Here is a 15,735-nt window from a genome sequence, read left to right as displayed (position 1 = left end):
TTATCAAACACCCTCCATGGCTCAATACGTCTACACCATGAATCGCGTCGGCAAAATCGTGCCGCCCAAACGGCAGATCCTGCGCGATATATCGCTGTCCTTTTTTCCGGGCGCCAAGATCGGCGTGCTGGGCCTGAACGGCTCCGGCAAGTCGACGCTGCTGAAAATCATGGCCGGCGTCGACAAGGATATCGAGGGCGAAGCGATTCCCATGCCGGGCTTGAACATCGGCTATCTGCCGCAAGAGCCGCAGCTGAATCCCGCGCATACCGTGCGGCAGTCCGTCGAAGAAGGGCTGGGTGCCGTCGTCGCCGCGCGCAAGCGGCTGGACGAGGTCTATGCCGCCTACGCGGAACCGGATGCCGATTTCGACAAGCTGGCGGCGGAACAGGCCGAACTGGAAGCCATCATCTCCGCGGCGGCCAGCAGCGGCGCGGACGATATCGAGCACCAGATGGAGATCGCCGCCGACGCCTTGCGCCTGCCGCCGTGGGACGCCTCGGTGGAGCATCTCTCCGGCGGTGAAAAGCGCCGCGTGGCCCTGTGCCGCCTGCTGTTGTCCAAGCCGGACATGCTGCTGCTGGACGAACCCACCAACCACCTGGATGCCGAAAGCGTCGAATGGCTGGAGCAGTTCCTGCAGAAGTTCCCCGGCACCGTGGTCGGCGTCACCCACGACCGCTATTTCCTGGACAACGCGGCGGAATGGATCCTCGAACTGGATCGCGGCCACGGCATCCCCTGGAAAGGCAACTACAGCTCCTGGCTGGAACAGAAAGACGCCCGCCTGAAGCAGGAAGAGGCCAGCGAATCCGCCCGCCAGAAGACCATCAAGAAAGAACTGGAGTGGGTGCGGCAGAATCCCAAGGGCCGCCAGGCCAAGGCCAAGGCCCGCATGGCGCGGTTCGAGGAGCTGTCCTCCTACGAATACCAGAAGCGCAACGAAACGCAGGAAATCTTCATTCCCGTCGGCGAGCGCCTGGGTAATGAAGTGGTGGAATTCAACGGCGTCAGCAAGGCGTATGGCGACCGACTGCTGATCGACAACCTCAGCTTCAAGGTGCCTCCCGGCGCCATCGTCGGCATCATCGGCCCCAACGGCGCGGGCAAGTCCACGCTGTTCCGCATGCTTGCCGGCCGCGAGCAGCCGGATTCGGGTACGGTCACGCTGGGGCAGACGGTCAGGGTCGCCTACGTCGACCAGTCCCGCGATTCGCTCGCCGACGGCAAATCGGTATTCGATGCCGTCGCGGATGGCGCCGATGTGCTGACCGTCGGCAAGTTCGAAATGTCCTCGCGCGCCTATCTGGGCCGCTTCAACTTCAAGGGTGGTGACCAGAACAAGATCGTCGGGCAGCTGTCCGGCGGCGAGCGCGGCCGGCTGCACCTGGCCAAGACGCTGATCGCCGGCGGCAACCTGCTGCTGCTGGATGAACCCTCCAACGACCTGGACGTCGAAACCCTGCGCGCCCTGGAAGATGCCTTGCTCGAATTCCCGGGCAGCGTGATGGTGATCAGCCACGACCGCTGGTTCCTGGACCGCATCGCCACGCACATCCTGGCGTTCGAAGGCGACTCGCAGGTCGTCTTCTTCGATGGCAATTACCAGGAATACGAAGCGGACAAGCGGCGGCGCCTGGGCGAGGAAGGCGCCAAGCCCAAGCGCCTGCGATACAAGCCGTTGAAGTAAGTGCAGGGCCGTGGGCGGGCATCACGCCGCCCGCGTAGCCCCCCATAGAGGGCCAGGGGCATCAAACCCGGCGGGAGACTGCGATGCCGATACACGATGCAGCGGATTGCACGGTCTTGATCGTGGATATGCAGGCGAGGCTGATGCCCGTGATCCACGATGGCGCGGCCGTCCTTGCCGCCGCCACGCGGCTTGCGGCCGGCGCGGTGATGCTGGACGTGCCTGTGGTGGCGACAGAACATCACCGCGCCGCGCTGGGCGCGACACTGGACGACGTCGGCCAGTACGCACGGGCGGTCTTCCGGAAAATGCATTTTTCCGCGGTGGACGAGCCGGGTTTCGGCAGCTGGCTGCCGAACGCCCGCGGGACGATCTTCGTGGCGGGCTGCGAAGCCCATATCTGTGTGCTCCAGACCGCGCTGGGCTTGCGCCGCGGCGGCCATCGCGTGCGCATGGTGGCCGACGCCTGCGGTTCCCGGCAGCCGTCCGACCGCGATTTTGCGCTGCAGCGCGCCCGCGCGCACGGCATCGACGTCATGACCACGGAGATGGCTTTGTTCGAGTGGTTGGGCACGTGCGAGCATCCGCGCTTTCGCGACGTGTTACGTCTGGTCAAATAAGCGGCTCGCCCGCAACATGGCCGGGCGTAACCGGCGGCCAACCGAACGTATTGACACAACTGCTGGGCAAGTCTCACACCCCTTGGGCCCGCCATTTGCAATGCTGGCTATGTCGTCCATGACATTGCGTCATCCATGACGGCATCGCCGAAAGCATCAGACGGCATCATGGCCAGCCGCGGCGCTTTCGCTGTCCGGAGAAAAAACATGACAATCCAACACCTATCCAAACTTTGCGCGGTTTCATTGCTGGCGTTGTCAGCGACGGGCTGTTCCACCTGGGACAGTATGAATCATCGGCAAAAGGCCACCGTAACGGGCGCCGGTATCGGCGGCGTGGCCGGCGCGGTGATCACCAACGGTGGTGTGCTTGGCACCGTGGGCGGTGCGGCTGTCGGCGGCGTGATCGGCAATCAGGTCGGCAAGTAGGCCGGCAAGCGGGCGCGGTCCGGGCCGCGCCCGTCGCTTGACCCGCATTGAGCCCAGCAACGTTCCCTGCAATTGAAAACGCGCCGCGGATAGCAGGCCTGAAGGCCCGCCACCCGCGGCGCGCGGCATTTCGGCGCGGGCGAACCCGCGCGCAGGCCGCCTCAGGCCTGAGGCATTTCGATCTTCACTTCAAGGATTTCCAGGGTGTCCTGGCGCTCCACATGGACCTTGATGTCGTCCGGATCGATTTTCACGTACTTGGAGATGACGGCGATCAATTCTTGCTGCAACTGCGGCAGGTAATCGGGCGAGCCGTCACGTCCCGAGCGTTCATGAGCCAGGATGATCTGCAGGCGTTCCTTGGCGACGCTGGCCGATGACTTTTTCTGGCCGAGCAGGAAGGACAGAAGGGACATCGATTACTTGCCTCCGAATATGCGTTTCAGAAAACCGGGCTTCGCATAGTCGGTGAAACGCAGCGAACGCTCCTCGCCCAGATAGCGGGCGACCACATCCTTGTACGCTTCCGCGACGTCGGTATCCTTCAGGTGGATCGCCGGCAGGCCCTGGTTCGAGGCTTGCAGGACGGACTCGGATTCGGGGATGACGCCGATCAGCTTGATGCGCAGGATGTCTTCGATATCCGACAGCGAGAGCATCTCGCCTTCCGACACGCGCTTGGGGTTGTACCGCGTCAGCAGCAGGAACTCCTTGACGGGTTCGTCGCCTTCCACGGCGCGCTTGGACTTGGCGGCCAGGATCCCCAGGATGCGGTCCGAGTCGCGCACGGACGAGACTTCGGGGTTGGTGACGACCAGCGCATCGTCGGCGTAGTAGGCGGCCAGCAGCGCGCCGGTTTCGATGCCGGCGGGCGAATCGCAGACGATGTAGTCGAAACCCATCTCTTTCAGATCATCGATGACCTTGCCCACGCCTTCCTGCGTCAGCGCGTCCTTGTCGCGCGTTTGCGAGGCCGGCAGCACGAACAGGTTCTCCAGCTGCTTGTCCTTGATCAGCGCCTGCTTCAGCGAAGCTTCGCCCTGGATGACGTTGACGAAGTCGTACACCACCCGACGTTCGCATCCCATGATCAGATCCAGGTTGCGCAGGCCCACGTCGAAATCGATCACCGCGGTCTTGTGTCCGCGCATTGCGAGGCCGGAAGAAAAACTGGCGCTGGTAGTCGTCTTGCCCACCCCGCCCTTGCCGGAAGTGACCACAACAGTACGCGTCATGTCGATAGAACCCTTATGTCCTGAGCAAATAAATCGCAGTATCGTAAAGCAAAACTGCGGGTTTAGCGTTTCTTCAACGCCCGCGGCAACTGTTGGTCACCAAGTCCCCCGTGAGGGCTCCGTCACGCTTTCAGCGCTTCGATACGTAAAGTGTCGCCATCCAGGCGGACCAGCGCGGGTTGGCCGTGCAGGTTGGCATCCAGCTTGTCCTCCACCACGCGATAAACCCCGGCCACGGCCAAAAGCTCCGCGTCCAGATGCGTGGTGAAAATCCGCGCCGACGTATCGCCGCGCGCACCCGCCATCGCCTTGCCGCGCAACGGGCCGTAGACATGGACGTTGCCGTCGGCGATCACCTCCGCCCCGGGACTGACCATGCCGATGACCACCAGGTCCGTGTGACGGGCGTAGACGCGCTGGCCGGAACGCAGCGGGCGGCTGATGACCAGTGCCGATGACGACTGCGGATCGGCGGGCGTCGGGCTGGGTGACGATGTGGTTTCGCGCGCGGCGCGGGTGGGCAGCGGCTCGCGCGTGCGCGTGCCGGCCGCTGCTGGCGAGCCGGGCTTCGCTTGCTCGGTGGCCTGCCCGTCCCGGCCCGCGGGGGCGGCATCGCCCTTGCGACCGGTATTCTCTTGGGGATCGGTGGATGCGCTCGGGCTTCCCGTCCCGGCCAGGGGGCCGTTCGCCTCGGCCTTTGCGCCGGCCATGCCGGATTCGGCGGTCCCGGCCGCGGACTTGCTGTCGTCCGCGGTCGCGTTTTGATGGGCGCCGCCGGCCTCGTCGGGGGGCGGCGTGGCGCCGCTGTCGACTTGCGGGGCCGGCGCGGCGGTCAGGGCGGCGGCGGGTTGGGTAGGCAGGGGCGGAGGCGTATTGCCGGCGTCCGTGGGCGCGACCCGCGCCGGCGGCGTCGAGAGTTCGACGGGCGCGAGCCCCGCATCCTTGGCGGCTTGCAGATTGTCGCCCTCGGCGACCACGCCGATGGGGGGCAGGTTGTGGCCGCGCAGCGCATCCAGCAGCGCCGGCCAGTCCACCAGTCCTTCGACCCGGCTTGCGTCTATGACGACGGGTTCGTTTTCGAAGAAGCTGCCGGCGTCGGCCATGCGCTTGTCCAGGGCGGCGGCCAGCCTCCCGATATCGGCGCTATGCAGTACGACGCGCACGGCATAGAGCGTGGCGCTTTTGAAGTCCAGGGCAAGGGGATCAGAGCTCATCTTGGCAGCGGAAAGACCGGGGAGACCCCCGGTTAACGGAACGTCGGGCATGATAACCGAGCGGGCCTCCGCGGGGATGGGCGCCATGGACATCGCCGCGCACCTGGTGGCGGGCTCGCCACGGGCACATGCCTTGCGCGATGCCGTTCCCGTGCCGTACCGGCCGACAAGGAGAACGTCCATGACGAACCGCCACGCACCCCGGCGTCCTGCCGGCCTTAGCGGACAGGAAGAGGAAGCGCTGCGCACCCTGGAAAAAGGCTATGACCCCGACGGCGGCGCGCTGCCGGATCCGGAGCTGCCGGTTCACGACCATCGTGACCGCAAGCCGGGCGACGGCGCGGTGGATGCCCCGGACGATGAGGCCCGCAAGTCGAGGCAATCTGGTGCGGTGCGTCCGGCCGGGTCTGCCGGCGGACGCCGCGAGGAATCGGCATCGCGCGGCGCGCTGAGCGATGCCGAGAAAAAAGGGCTGTTGCCTTCCGGCTCGGTGGCGGCGCCGCCGATGGACCGACCCGAGGACACCTCCGCCGGGCCAGCCAACCTGGACCCGGACACCGCGCGGCGCCGGCCGTAACCGCTATATCGCCAAGCAATGTCCCGGCCGGCGCGGCGGCCGGGTTCGGGGGCCTTCAAATGCGGGGAGGCTGGTTCAGCCGTGCCCCCAGGAGTCCTTCAAGGTTACAACGCGGTTCAGGATGGGCGCGTCGGGCGTCGACGTCACGCTGTCCAGCGTGAAATAACCCAGCCGTTCGAACTGCCACGTCACGCCGGGCTCCAGCTGCGTGCCCGGTTCCAGCCAAGCCTGGACGGTCTTGCGGGAGTCCGGATTCAGCGCCGCGATGAAGTCCTTGTCGCCGGCGTCGGGATGCGGGTCCGCGAACAGGCGGTCGTACAGGTGTATGGTTGCGCCGACGGCGTGGGCGGCGCTGACCCAGGTAATCGTGCCTTTGACCTTCACGCTGTCCGCGCCTGGCGTGCCGCTGCGAGTCTCCGGCAGGTATTCGGCCTGCACTTCGACCACGTTGCCCTGCTCGTCCTTCACGAACCCGGTACAGCGCACCACATAGCCGTACTTCAAGCGCACCATATTGCCGGGGTACAGGCGGAAGTATTTTTTCGGCGGTTCTTCGCGGAAGTCGTCCTGCTCGATCCACAGCGTGCGGGAGAACGGGAATTCGCGCTGGCCCTGCGCGGGATCGTGCGGATTGCGCGGCGCGCTGCACGTTTCGACACGGTCTTCGGGATAGTTGGTGATGACCAGCTTCAGGGGCTGGAGCACGGCCACGGAACGCGGCGCCACCGGGTCCAGTTCGTCACGCACGGCCGCTTCGAGCAGGCTGTAGTCGATGCGCGACTCCGACTTGGAGATGCTGGTCCGATCGCAGAACAAACGGATCGCGGAAGCCGGATAGCCGCGGCGGCGCATGCCGAACAGGGTCGGCATGCGCGGGTCGTCCCAGCCGTCCACATGGCCGTCGCGAACCAGCTGCAGCAGCTTGCGCTTGCTCGTCACGACGTAAGTCAGGTTCAGCCGCGCGAATTCGTATTGATGCGGCAGGGGACGCGCCAGCAGGCCGAGCTCGGCCAGCCGGTCCAGAGTCCAGTCGTAGAACGGCCGCTGGTCTTCGAACTCCAGCGTGCAAATGCTGTGCGTGATGCCTTCCAGCGCGTCTTCGATGGGGTGCGCCCAGGTGTACATCGGGTAGATGCACCACTTGTCGCCCGTGCGGTGATGCGTGGCGTGGCGCACGCGGTAAATGACCGGATCGCGCAGGTTGATATTGGGCGAGGCCATGTCGATGCGGGCGCGCAATACCATGCTGCCGTCCGGATGCTTGCCATCGCGCATTTCCTCCAGCAGGTCCAGCGATTCCTGCGCCGGACGGTTGCGCCAGGGCGAATCCTTGCCGGCTTCGGTCAGCGTGCCGCGATTGGCGCGGATTTGCTCCGGCGACTGCTGGTCCACGTAGGCGTAGCCGGCGCGGATCAGCGCCTGCGCGAATGCATACATGGTGTCGAAGTAATCGCTGGCGAAATACAGCTGTTCCCGCCCGCCCGGGTCTTTCCAGTCGAAGCCCAGCCAGCGCACCGCTTCGATAATGGCATCGACGTACTCCTGGTCTTCCTTTTCGGGATTGGTGTCGTCGAAGCGCAGATGGCAGGCGCCGCCATAGTCCCGCGCCAGCCCGAAGTTCACGCAGATGCTCTTGGCGTGGCCGATGTGCAGGTAGCCGTTGGGCTCCGGCGGGAAGCGCGTGCGGATGCGGGCAGGATCCAGGCCGCCCTGGGCCTGCACCGAGGCCGGACCGGGAACGCCGGCCCAATGCTTGTCTTTGAAGCGTTCGGCCTTGAGATCGGCTTCGATGATGTGCCGCAGGAAGCTGGCGGCGGCAGGGGGCGGGGAAGCAGTGGTCATGCTGTGCGGGAAAAGGCGGCGGCAAAGGGACAATTTTGCCACGTTCGGGGCCCGCCGCCTTGCGGAAGGTCAGGGTTGCCCATTCCGGAGGCGCGATTGGCGCAAACTACGTCTAAACTAGCGCCCACCATGAGCATCCCCCCTTTATTCCTGGGACGTCTGCAGTTCATCGGCAGCCTGGCATTCGTGGCGCTTTTCATGGCCCTGGCCCTGGCGCTGTCCTGGCTGCTGTTGTATTTCAAGCTGCGCGCCCGCACCAGCGGCGATGCCGGCTGGACCTCCGCCTATCGTTTCTGGGTGCGCATCTTCGCCCTTGCCTTCATCCTGGCGCTGGCCTGCGGCGTGCCCGTACTGTTGCAGCTCGGCACCGTGTGGTCCGGGCTGATGGACAAGATAGGCAATGTGGCAGGGCCGTTGGTGGGTTTCGCCGTCCTGTCGGTGTTCGCGTTGAAGTCCTGTTTCCTGGGCGTCATGCTGTTCGGCCAGCGTCGCGTGTCGGAAATCGTCCATACCCTCTCGGTACTGATGGTCGCGCTGGGGCATCTGGCCACCGTTTTCTGGGTACTGGCGCTGGTGTCGTGGGCACAGACCCCGGACGGCGCAGTCGCCGTGGACGGCCGCTTCCAGATCTACGATTGGGCCAGAGTGGTATTCAACCCCGCGCTGGGATGGATGCTGGGCTCTATCGTCCTGGGTGCGTTGCTGACGGCGGCTTTCCTGATCATGGGCATTACCGCCTGGCAGGCCTTGCGCCGGCCGCTGGACGACGGCGAACGCCTGGGCTTCCGCGCCGCACTGGGCCTGGCCTGCATCGCGGCGGTGCTGCTGGCGCCGGTAGGGGCGGGGATGGGCAAGCTTATCGCGCACTACCAGCCGGCCAAGGCGGCCGCCGCCGCCCTTTATTGGCATGAAGGCGATCCGCCCGACCTGGTCGTGCTGGGCTGGCCGGACGCCGACAGCGCCACCAGCCACGGCATCTGGACGCTGAAAGACGCGGCGGCGCGCTGGCTGGGGAGCAACGTCAATGGCCATTTCCTTGCCCTGGAAAACTACGCCAACATGCAACCGCCGGTGGCGCTGACATTCTGGTCCCTGCGGGGCGTGGCGATACTCGCGATCCTGATGACCTGCGCCGCCTGGGCCACCTTGTTCAAGCTGCGCAAGCGTGGCTTCGATCCCTCCTTCCTGTCGCGGCGCTGGTTGCGCGCGCTCGCGCTGATGACGTTTTCCGGCGCGGCCTTCGTGGCTTTCGGCTGGATCTTTACGGCGGTGGGCATCCAGCCCTATGCGGTGAACGGTGCCGTCACGCAGTCGGAGATCCTCGGAACGGCCTCGCCGCGCGCGCTGTTGTACGGGACGCTGGGCTATGCGGTGCTGTATGGGGTGCTGGGCACGGCCTTCGTGCGCATGCTTTTCCATGCCGCGCGCTATGGCGTCGTGCCGGTGCGCAGGATGGCGGGAGCCGCATCATGATCGCCACGCTCGCCGCATCGCTGGGCCTTGCCCCGGACGACCCCTCTTTCTGGATGCCTTTGGTGTTCATGGGGATGCTGTTCGTGCTGGTGGTGGCCGGTACGGTGCTGGATGGCTTCGACCTGGGGGTCGGCATCCTGCTCCAGTTGGCGCCCGCCGAGGACCGCGGCCGCATGATGGCACTGCTCAGCCCCTGGCGCGATGCCAACGAGTTCTGGCTGTTGCTCGGTATCGGCTTGTTCGCCGCGGCGTTCCCATTTGCCTGGGGGACCGTGTTGGGGCAGCTCTACGCGCCCTTGACACTGATGGTGCTGGGTGTCGTCTTGCGCAGCGTATCCTATGAGTTCCGGCTGCGCGCGCGCACCGAATCCAAGCCGCGCTGGGTAACGGCATTCTGGATCGGTTCGCTGATGACGGCCTTCGGCCAGGGCATGGCCCTGGGCCGTATCGCGACCGGGTATCAGAATACCGCCGGCTACCACGGCTTTTCCCTCTTCGTCGGTTTATGCGCGGTGGCGGCCTACGTGCTGCTCGGTGCCTCGTGGTTGACGATGCGGGTGGATGGCGATCTGCAACGCCGCGCGGTACAGTGGGCGCGGCACGCGATCCGCTGGACCGCGGCCGGGATGGTGGCCATCGCCGTCACGCTGGGCCTGGCCAACGCCGGCATTTTCTACAAGTGGAGCAACCTGTCCCATCTTGGTCTCGCCGCCGCGGTGTGGGTGGCCATGCTGCTGGGTTTCGTCGGTACGGAAATGGTCCTGATGCGCTTGCCGCGGCACGCCGAGCGTTTCAGCTGGGTGCCGTTCGTCGCCTGCGTGGGCCTGTTCCTGCTGATGCTGACCGGGCTGGCATACAGCATGTTCCCGTTCCTGATCCTGGACGACATGACGCTGTGGGACGGCGCGGCTTCGCTCGGATCGATGCGGCTGGTGCTGTCCGGGGCCATCGTGGCCATTCCGCTGATCCTGGTATTCAACATACTGGCCTACCGGTCGCTGTTCGGCAAGGCGCGGCGTCCCGCGAACGCCATCGCCGGCATGCCCGGACGGCAGTGAGCCGCCGCGGTTCGTTGCGCCTCAATTGCGCAGGGGCAGGGCGATTTCCACGCGCAGCCCGCCGCTCGCCGCGGTGCCCAGGGTAAGCGTGCCGCCATGGGCGCGCGTGATGGCTTCGACCAGCGCCAGGCCCAGCCCGACATTGCCTGTCCGCGTGCGCGCATCGTCCAGCCGGGCGAACGGCCGCAGCGCCTCGGACCGGCGGTCCGCCGGGATCCCTTTGCCATGGTCGGCGACGCACAGCACGGCCATGCCGTCGCGTTCGGCCAGCGATACCTCCACCGGCGGCGCGCCATGGTGCAGGGCATTGCCGATCAGGTTGTCCAGGAGGCGGGCCAGCGCGACCGCATCGCCCTGCACCGTCATCGGTTGATCGCTGTCGATGCGCAGCTCCACCGGCGATCCTGCGCCCTTCCAGCCCTGCACGCGTTCGGTCAGCCACTCGGCAAGCGGGACGGGCGCATATCGGTAACCCGCCGGATCGGTGCCGCGCACGAAGCCGATGAACTGGTCGACCATGTATTGCATGTCCTGGAGGTCTTTGCGCAGGCCCTCCGTCAACACGGCATCGTCGGACATTTCGATGCGCAGCCACATGCGCGAAAGAGGTGCCTTCAGGTCGTGCGGCAGGCCGGCCAGCAGCGTGCGGCGGACGGACTCCGATTCCTGCAGCGCGTTCAGCATGGCATTGAAGCGTTCGCCCAGAACACGGGTCTCGTGCGGACCGGACGGCACGACGCGCTGCGGTTGCCCCGCGGCAAGTTTGTCTGCGGCTTCGGCCAGGCGGGTGATGGGACGCGTGATGTGCCAGGAAAAACCGCCCGCCAGGATCAGTACCACGCCGAAGGTGGCCAGCCATGTGATGACGATCGGCGTCGCCAGCGGCGGGTCCAGCCGGTCCAGCGGAATGACGAGCCATTCGCGCAGTTGCGGCGCGTCCTCGCTGCTGGGATTGGGCGCCAGGGAAATGAAGACTTCCGGCCGCGGCCCGCGCGACAGCGCGACGCGCGTGCCGTCGTTCAGGCGATTGTTCAGTTGGTGCACCAGGCCGCGCAGGTCGCGGCGGATGTCGTTATCCTCGCCATCGGGACGATTCCTGCGGTATTCGCGGATTTCGGCCATCCGGGCTTCGCGGTCGGCGGCCGACACGTCATCGCGCGGGGGAGGCGGCGGCAATCCGCCGCCATGAAAGCGCGCCAGTTGCGCCTCGGCGGGAAGCGTGCGGGCCCACAGATGCCACTGTCCGCCGGACGCATCGCGCACGAAGCCGGCGCGGTCTTCCGCCGGCACTTCCGATACGGCGGCGCGCAGCGTGCGTATCGTCGTGACGATGTAGTCCATCACCACGTCGTCGATGAACCGTTGCCGGTAGTGCGAGCCCACGGCAAGCGTGCCCGCCTGGGCCAGCAGCATGCAACCGAGCACGAGCAGTATCAGGCGGGTGCGCAGGGAATGCGGCAGCAGGGAGCGCGGCGAAAACCTGGTCACGGCGAGAAGCGGTAGCCTATGCCCCATACCGTCTGGATCCAGCGCGGTTGCTTGGGGTCGTCCTCGATGGCACGGCGCAGGCGCAGGATGGCGATATCGATGGCACGGTCGTTCCGTTCGCCGGCGTCGTCGTCGCGGGCCAGGGCCAGCAGGCGTTCGCGCGACAGCGGCTTGCCGGCGTTGCGGACCAGGGCTTCCAGCAGATTGATTTCCCCGCCGGTCAGCTTGACGGCCACGCCGTCGCGCAGCAATTGGCGCGTGGCGGGGTCGAAAACGAAGGGGCCGAAATTCACGGGGGCGTCGCGCGTCAGCGCCGACGGGCCCTTTTTGCGGCGCAGGACGGCTTCGATGCGCGCCAGCAGTTCGCGGGGATCGAAAGGCTTGCCCAGGTAATCGTCGGCACCGGCCTCCAGGCCGATGATGCGATCCACGGCTTCATCGCGGGCCGTCAACAGGATCACCGGAATGTCCTCGCCCTGTTCGCGCAGCCGCCGGCAGGCGTCGGCGCCGTCGCCGCCGGGCAGCATCCTGTCCAGGACCAGCAGGTCGGGGGCGTAGCGGGCAATGCGCGCCGGCAGGTCGGCCGCGTCGGGCGCCAGCAGGGTGTCGTAGCCATGCCGGTTCAGATAGTCGGCCAGCAGTTGCCGCAGCGCGGGGTCGTCGTCGACGACCAGCAATTTTGTATGAGGTGTTTCCATGTCCGCATATTGCGAGGCCGGGGCCCCGCGGGCAAGGGGAGGAAATGGACTGAAATCGGAAATCGCCCCGAACTATAAAGCACGGCCCCATTCGGCTCCGATTAAAATACGCCGTTCCAGGGGAGGTGGAGTTTTGTAACGGCCAGGATGACGGCTTTCAGTTGCAATCCCGATAGATAAACGTCGATCCCGGCACCGGAACTTTGGCCTTATGCATGTTTTTGTCCCGCGGCGCGCCTGCCGCGCCGCGCTTGCCGTCGCATTGGCCTGCTGCGTCCACGGGGGCGCCGTAGCCGGGGAGGCTCTCGCATATCCCGCACCGTCGATGTCGGGCGCCAGCGCGCGCGCTCCGGTCCTGCTTGCCCAGGCGGGCCGCGGCCTGGGCGTGCTGGCGCCGGCCTTGCCCCTGCCGGTCAGGCCGCCGGGCCAGGGGCAGATCACCGCCGAGCTGCTACCCTGCCAGCCCGTGCCACCGTTGCAGGCTGAAGCGCCGGCGGGAAACGCCGGCATGGATGCCGCCGGGCCTGCCGCCCAGGCGGACGGGGAGGCGGAGCCATTGGACTGCATCGCCGTGCCGACCGCGGCGGCGGAAGCCGCGGATTCCACCGCCGGCGGCCTGGACCTGGACTACGTCCCGCCGCCTCCGGGGGCCACGCCAGTCAAGTGGGGGCGGCCCCTGGGCACGCCCAAGCCCTGGTTTGCCGGGATATCGCCACAGGGCGGCATGCAATTGGGCGAGCGCAACCTGACGTATCGCAACGTGGAGGGCCCCTCGGTGTCCCTGGGCACCCTGACACCTTTTTCCCCCGCCTGGAGCAGCGCCGCGACGATAGGGGGCGTGCAGGTGTCCAACCTCACCACCAGCAGCGATGCCACGGTCCCTGAAGGCAAGCTGGGCTATTCCTCCGTATGGGGACGCATAGACAACACCGATCCCGGCCTGTCGGCGGGCGGCGTCCAATATGGCCCGACCGCCGGCAGCAACAGCCTGCGCTACGGGGTCACGCCCGACATCACCCTGGAGGGGCAGGTCCAGAGCGCCCACGCCCTGACCGCTACCGGCCTGGGCACCACCTACTCGATGGGCGAGTGGGGCACGCTGCAGGGCGGCGCGACGCAAAGCCGTTTCGATACGTCGGAGGGCTGGCGCTACAGCCTGGGCTACAACGTCAAGGTGTTCGATACGCTGAAACTGGGCTACGGCAACGAGCTGACCAGCAGCGGCTACGGCGACCTCTCCACTTACCAGGACGGCGCCACCGCGACCGCCCAATGGCGCAATACCTTTTCGGCCGCCCTGCCGATCAGCGGCTGGGGCGAATTCAGCGGCACGTATTCCGGGCTGCGCGACACCACCGGCGAAATGCTGGAGCGGCGCTACGGCATTTCCCAAAGCATGATGCTGTCGCCCAATGTCCGCCTGGCCGTGGGCGCCGATCACGACGTGGTCAGCGGCGACTACGGCGTCAATATGCAACTGACCATGCCCATCGGCGGGCGATAGTGCCGCTCCCGGCACAGCGTGCGCGTGCAGGTTTGCCCGCTCCTATAAAATGCCGCGCATGATGCAATCGGCTTTCCTTCATGTCTGAGCCGCGCGCCCTGGAAGTCCTGCGGCGCGTCTTCGGCTACGAATCCTTCCGCGGCGAGCAGCAGGCCATCGTGGATCACGTCATCCAGGGCGGTGACGCGCTGGTCCTGATGCCCACCGGCGGCGGCAAGTCGCTCTGCTACCAGGTGCCTGCGCTGGTCCGCGAAGGCACCGGGGTAGTGGTATCGCCGCTGATCGCCTTGATGCAGGACCAGGTCGATGCGCTCACCGAACTCGGCGTGCGCGCGGCCTATTTGAATTCCACCCAGGACTGGCGCGTGGCGCGGGATGTCGAACGCGCATTCCTGGACGGCGAACTCGATCTGCTTTACGTGGCGCCCGAACGCCTGCTGACCGATCGCTGCCTGGAATTGCTCGAACGCGGCCGTATCGCGCTGTTCGCCATCGACGAGGCGCACTGCGTGTCGCAATGGGGGCACGACTTTCGTCCGGAATACATGGGCCTGTCGCTGCTGCACGAACGCTGGCCGCAGGTGCCGCGCATCGCGCTGACGGCAACCGCGACGGCGGTGACGCGCACGGAAATCGCCCAACGGCTGGCGCTGGACGAGGCGCGCCATTTCGTCGCCAGTTTCGACCGCCCCAACATCCGCTACCGCATCGTCGAAAAGAACGAGGTGCGCAAGCAACTGCTGGACCTGATCCGCAGCGAGCACGCCGGCGATTCGGGCGTGGTCTATTGCCTGTCGCGCGCGCGGGTGGAGGAAACCGCCGAATTCCTCTCCAACAACGGGGTGCTGGCCTTGCCCTACCATGCCGGGCTGGGCGCGGCGGTGCGCGCAGCGAACCAATCGCGCTTCCTGCGCGAGGACGGCATCGTCATGGTTGCCACGATCGCCTTCGGCATGGGCATCGACAAGCCGGACGTGCGCTTCGTCGCGCATATCGACCTGCCGAAGTCGGTGGAAGGCTACTACCAGGAAACCGGGCGCGCGGGTCGCGATGGATTGCCGGCCACGGCATGGCTGGCCTACGGTCTGCAGGACGTGGTGCAGCAACGCCGCATGATCGACGAATCCCCGGGCGACGAGTCGTTCCGGCGCCGCCTGGGCCAGCAGCTGGACGCCATGCTGGGGCTGTGCGAAACCGTCGAATGCCGGCGTGTGCGCCTGCTTGCCTATTTCGGGCAGCACATCACCGCCTGCGGCAATTGCGACGTCTGCCTGGATCCGCCGCAGGCATGGGACGGGACCGTGGCGGCGCAGAAGGTGCTGTCGGCCGTGTACCGGCTGTGGAAGGAGCGCGGGCAGCGCTATGGCGCCGGCCACATCATCGATATCCTGCGCGGCAAGACCACCGATCGGGTGAACCAGTACGGACACCATACGCTGTCGGTCTTCGGCGTCGGGGCGGACTTATCGGATTCCGCCTGGCGGGGCGTCCTGCGCCAGTTGCTGGCGCAGGGACTGCTGACCGTCGATACCGAAGGCTACGGGACGCTGGCATTGACGGAGGCCAGCCGGGACGTCCTTAAAGGCGAGCGCCAGTTGATGCTGCGCCGGGAGTCTCCCAAGGCGGCCCGGGCGGGCAAGAGCGCCGGGACGCGCTCGCGGGCCCCCGTGGCGGAACTTCCCGCCGAGGCGCAACCGGTGTTCGAGGCCTTGCGTGCATGGCGGGCCGGGGTCGCCCGTAACCATGGCGTGCCGGCCTATGTCATCTTCCATGACGCCACTTTGCGCGAAATCGCCCTGGCCCGGCCGGGAACCGCCGACGAACTGGGCGGCATCAGCGGGGTGGGCGCGCGCAAACTGGAAGCCTACGGCGACGAAATCCTGGAATGCGTGGCCGGCGTCGCCTGA

14 protein-coding genes are annotated in these 15,735 nt (G+C 66.5%); 8 read left to right on the top strand and 6 right to left on the bottom strand.

The features are described from left to right. The first annotated feature begins 16 nt into the window (after positions 1–16). The 3 genes from ettA to ACO1P8_RS22655 all read left to right on the top strand — a co-directional run bounded on the left by ettA (position 17) and on the right by ACO1P8_RS22655 (position 2,739). Positions 17–1,690 (top strand): energy-dependent translational throttle protein EttA, encoded by a 1,674-nt coding sequence (gene ettA, locus ACO1P8_RS22665; protein WP_486298096.1) that lies wholly within the window; start codon positions 17–19, stop codon positions 1,688–1,690. 83 nt (positions 1,691–1,773) lie between these two features. Then, positions 1,774–2,310 carry an isochorismatase family protein gene (locus tag ACO1P8_RS22660; protein WP_486298095.1) on the top strand — a complete coding sequence of 179 codons (537 nt, stop codon included), beginning with the start codon at positions 1,774–1,776 and terminating at the stop codon, positions 2,308–2,310. Positions 2,311–2,517: 207 nt separating this feature from the next. Further along, positions 2,518–2,739, top strand: a complete 222-nt coding sequence (locus ACO1P8_RS22655) for a glycine zipper 2TM domain-containing protein (RefSeq protein WP_486298154.1) — start codon at positions 2,518–2,520, stop codon at positions 2,737–2,739. Positions 2,740–2,900: 161 nt separating this feature from the next. Here ACO1P8_RS22655 and minE read toward each other — a convergent pair whose 3' ends face one another. The 3 genes from minE to minC all read right to left on the bottom strand — a co-directional run bounded on the left by minE (position 2,901) and on the right by minC (position 5,188). Continuing rightward, positions 2,901–3,155: a cell division topological specificity factor MinE gene (gene minE / locus ACO1P8_RS22650; RefSeq protein WP_094840370.1), complete on the bottom strand. Its 255-nt coding sequence runs from the start codon at positions 3,153–3,155 to the stop codon at positions 2,901–2,903. Positions 3,156–3,158: 3 nt separating this feature from the next. Beyond that, positions 3,159–3,974 (bottom strand): septum site-determining protein MinD, encoded by an 816-nt coding sequence (gene minD / locus ACO1P8_RS22645; RefSeq protein ID WP_094840371.1) that lies wholly within the window; start codon positions 3,972–3,974, stop codon positions 3,159–3,161. A 122-nt stretch (positions 3,975–4,096) separates the two neighbouring features. Next, positions 4,097–5,188 carry a septum site-determining protein MinC gene (minC, locus tag ACO1P8_RS22640; RefSeq protein ID WP_486298094.1) on the bottom strand — a complete coding sequence of 364 codons (1,092 nt, stop codon included), beginning with the start codon at positions 5,186–5,188 and terminating at the stop codon, positions 4,097–4,099. A 181-nt stretch (positions 5,189–5,369) separates the two neighbouring features. On the opposite strand from minC, the gene ACO1P8_RS22635 reads away from it, so the two are divergent. Continuing rightward, on the top strand, positions 5,370–5,765 hold the full coding sequence (locus ACO1P8_RS22635; RefSeq protein ID WP_486298093.1) for a hypothetical protein: 396 nt from the start codon (positions 5,370–5,372) through the stop codon (positions 5,763–5,765). Positions 5,766–5,840: 75 nt separating this feature from the next. Here the strand turns inward: ACO1P8_RS22635 and ACO1P8_RS22630 are convergent, their stop codons facing one another. Then, positions 5,841–7,607, bottom strand: a complete 1,767-nt coding sequence (locus ACO1P8_RS22630; RefSeq protein WP_486298092.1) for a glutamine--tRNA ligase/YqeY domain fusion protein — start codon at positions 7,605–7,607, stop codon at positions 5,841–5,843. Between the two features lie 129 nt (positions 7,608–7,736). Here ACO1P8_RS22630 and ACO1P8_RS22625 point away from each other — a divergent pair, with 129 nt between their 5' ends. After that, positions 7,737–9,080 (top strand): cytochrome ubiquinol oxidase subunit I, encoded by a 1,344-nt coding sequence (locus ACO1P8_RS22625; protein WP_486298091.1) that lies wholly within the window; start codon positions 7,737–7,739, stop codon positions 9,078–9,080. Further along, a complete protein-coding gene (locus ACO1P8_RS22620) occupies positions 9,077–10,138 on the top strand; it encodes a cytochrome d ubiquinol oxidase subunit II (RefSeq protein ID WP_486298090.1) in 1,062 nt (353 codons plus the stop codon). The genes ACO1P8_RS22625 and ACO1P8_RS22620 overlap by 4 nt, the downstream gene beginning before the upstream one ends. Positions 10,139–10,159: 21 nt before the next feature. Here the strand turns inward: ACO1P8_RS22620 and risK are convergent, their stop codons facing one another. Further along, the gene (gene risK / locus ACO1P8_RS22615; RefSeq protein WP_486298089.1) at positions 10,160–11,626 is read right to left on the bottom strand and encodes a sensor histidine kinase RisK; all 1,467 of its coding nucleotides are present in this window, start codon (positions 11,624–11,626) and stop codon (positions 10,160–10,162) included. After that, entirely contained in the window at positions 11,623–12,324 is a 702-nt protein-coding gene (locus ACO1P8_RS22610) for a response regulator (protein ID WP_094840378.1), read from the bottom strand. The genes risK and ACO1P8_RS22610 overlap by 4 nt, the downstream gene beginning before the upstream one ends. A gap of 325 nt (positions 12,325–12,649) precedes the next feature. On the opposite strand from ACO1P8_RS22610, the gene ACO1P8_RS22605 reads away from it, so the two are divergent. Together ACO1P8_RS22605 and recQ are read left to right on the top strand one after the other, a co-directional pair. Further along, entirely contained in the window at positions 12,650–13,828 is a 1,179-nt protein-coding gene (locus tag ACO1P8_RS22605) for a fimbrial protein (protein WP_486298088.1), read from the top strand. Positions 13,829–13,908: 80 nt separating this feature from the next. Next, entirely contained in the window at positions 13,909–15,735 is a 1,827-nt protein-coding gene (recQ, locus tag ACO1P8_RS22600; protein WP_486298087.1) for a DNA helicase RecQ, read from the top strand.

The organism is Bordetella sp. (assembly GCF_057362025.1).
This window is presented reverse-complemented; position numbering and strand designations above follow the sequence as displayed.

Bases quoted from the DNA above. Each gene is read 5' to 3' on its own strand.
- ettA (WP_486298096.1), top strand. From the start codon at position 17: ATGGCTCAATACGTCTACACCATGAATCGCGTCGGCAAAATCGTGCCG.
- ACO1P8_RS22660 (WP_486298095.1), top strand. From the start codon at position 1,774: ATGCCGATACACGATGCAGCGGATTGCACGGTCTTGATCGTGGATATG.
- ACO1P8_RS22655 (WP_486298154.1), top strand. From the start codon at position 2,518: ATGACAATCCAACACCTATCCAAACTTTGCGCGGTTTCATTGCTGGCG.
- minE (WP_094840370.1), bottom strand. From the start codon at position 3,155: ATGTCCCTTCTGTCCTTCCTGCTCGGCCAGAAAAAGTCATCGGCCAGC.
- minD (WP_094840371.1), bottom strand. From the start codon at position 3,974: ATGACGCGTACTGTTGTGGTCACTTCCGGCAAGGGCGGGGTGGGCAAG.
- minC (WP_486298094.1), bottom strand. From the start codon at position 5,188: ATGAGCTCTGATCCCCTTGCCCTGGACTTCAAAAGCGCCACGCTCTAT.
- ACO1P8_RS22635 (WP_486298093.1), top strand. From the start codon at position 5,370: ATGACGAACCGCCACGCACCCCGGCGTCCTGCCGGCCTTAGCGGACAG.
- ACO1P8_RS22630 (WP_486298092.1), bottom strand. From the start codon at position 7,607: ATGACCACTGCTTCCCCGCCCCCTGCCGCCGCCAGCTTCCTGCGGCAC.
- ACO1P8_RS22625 (WP_486298091.1), top strand. From the start codon at position 7,737: ATGAGCATCCCCCCTTTATTCCTGGGACGTCTGCAGTTCATCGGCAGC.
- ACO1P8_RS22620 (WP_486298090.1), top strand. From the start codon at position 9,077: ATGATCGCCACGCTCGCCGCATCGCTGGGCCTTGCCCCGGACGACCCC.
- ACO1P8_RS22610 (WP_094840378.1), bottom strand. From the start codon at position 12,324: ATGGAAACACCTCATACAAAATTGCTGGTCGTCGACGACGACCCCGCG.
- ACO1P8_RS22605 (WP_486298088.1), top strand. From the start codon at position 12,650: ATGTCGGGCGCCAGCGCGCGCGCTCCGGTCCTGCTTGCCCAGGCGGGC.
- recQ (WP_486298087.1), top strand. From the start codon at position 13,909: ATGTCTGAGCCGCGCGCCCTGGAAGTCCTGCGGCGCGTCTTCGGCTAC.